The 1,580-nt window shown below is 43.2% G+C and carries 2 protein-coding genes; both read right to left on the bottom strand.

Annotated elements, in window-relative coordinates; all coding sequences use genetic code 11:
• Positions 1 to 349 precede the first annotated feature (349 nt).
• Positions 350 to 550, bottom strand: coding sequence for a hypothetical protein (locus tag F6K49_RS47570; RefSeq protein WP_293109539.1), 201 nt, complete (start codon positions 548 to 550; stop codon positions 350 to 352).
• Between the two features lie 374 nt (positions 551 to 924).
• A partial coding sequence (locus F6K49_RS47565) for an SUMF1/EgtB/PvdO family nonheme iron enzyme (protein ID WP_293109536.1) occupies positions 925 to 1,580 on the bottom strand: 656 nt, incomplete at its 5' end.

The raw sequence follows: 1,580 nt of genomic DNA, 5'->3' as shown, positions 1-1,580 counted from the left end.
TCAATATAGCGCTACGCGCAAGGGCTTTAGGCATGCATGCTAGAGGCAAAAGTTGACGTGCATTAGCGCACCGAGGCAGTAGGTTTTTACATTTATAGTCAAAGGGAGAGTGTAGGATTACCGATTCCCTATTCCCTAAAAACAAAGAACGAAAGTACCTAACAGCAATTGCAAACTGTTTACCCCTTAAAGCTGAGCGCTGATTGCTGTTCGCGCAGCGTGTGCGTAGGGCATATACTTACAAAAAAAATAGCCGTAGAAATACTATCCACGGCTATGGCAATCACATATGTCAGAAGTTTCCAAAAACCCTTGGTGAAGGGGGGAAACCCCCCCAAAAATTAAGGTGTTATGGTAATAACCAATACTTGGTCATAGTCGTCATTACTTCACCTGGAATATTAGTCGGTTCCAGAGGAGTCCACTCAGCAATCTCGGCATAGCCCAGGGCATACAGCATCTGCATACTATGAATTACTGATTGACGAGGACCTTTCAGAGTGTGCTGAGTTGGTTGTTTCTTGAAATTGCGAGTAAAGGTTTCTGACATCGTGATAAAGTTCAACTTGGTTTATATTGATTATTGTAATGATTACAATTTTAATTGTCAAGGGTTTTAAAAAGTTTTTTTTTGGGAGTTTTAGGGTTCGTTAAAAAAAGCTATTGCCTAGGATTTATAAAGCATAAATCGGTTTGCAATTCAGTCAAGTACAAATTCTTTGGTTTTAAGGAAGAGGCAAGAGGCAAGAGGCAAGAGGCAAGAGGCAATCACTATGTACTTGATAGTTATGCAAACCGCCGTACATGAGCGTTTTGTTCAGAAACATGTCAGTTTATAGCAATTGTCTTTCCCATAAGGCAAAAAGTAATCCCCCTGAAAAAGGGGGACTTTGATGCAATAAATGCTATATATTTTTTTCACATTTAGGATATGTTATCAAGCTTGACTAACCGAAATCCAATGTGAGTCGTTCCTGTATCCGGTGATTGAGACTCCCGAGCAGCAGGACGATAGCGACTACAATAATTAGGAGCACACAGGTAAGACCCGCCTTTAATTACATGTTTAGCAACACCCGGTTCTCTGGGGTCTAAGCTTTCATTTTGATTAGGTCCTATAGGATTAAGACTGTGGGCTTTGCCATCGTGACCGATGCTATACCAATCTGAAGTCCACTCCCAGACATTACCAGTTATGTCATACAAACCATAACCATTGGGTTCAAAGGAACCTACAGGTGCAGTGCCGGTGTGACCATCAGCTTTAGTGTTGAAAAAGGGGAAGAATCCTTGCCAGGTATTAGCCTTCTTGGCGGAGTATTGCTCACCCCAGCTGTAGGTAGCATCATCCAGTCCACCGTGAGCAGCATATTCCCATTGGGCTTCTGTGGGTACTGACTTCCCTGCCCACTTAGCATAGGCTTGAACGTCTTCATAGGCAACATGAACCACAGGATAGTTCTTTTTACGTTTAATGTTGCTCTTCGGACCAAAGGGATGTCGCCAGTCAGCCCCAGGAGTCCACTTCCACCAGCTCAGGTAACCCACTGGTCTAACCCCATTGTCCGGCATCTGAAAGA

The sequence above is a fragment of the Moorena sp. SIO3I6 genome, assembly GCF_010672095.1.
The sequence above is the reverse complement of the archived record's forward strand: the minus strand, read 5'-3'. Positions and strand labels throughout refer to the sequence as shown.

Coding starts and splice junctions, on each gene's coding strand:
- F6K49_RS47570 (WP_293109539.1), bottom strand. CDS start 550: ATGTCAGAAACCTTTACTCGCAATTTCAAGAAACAACCAACTCAGCAC.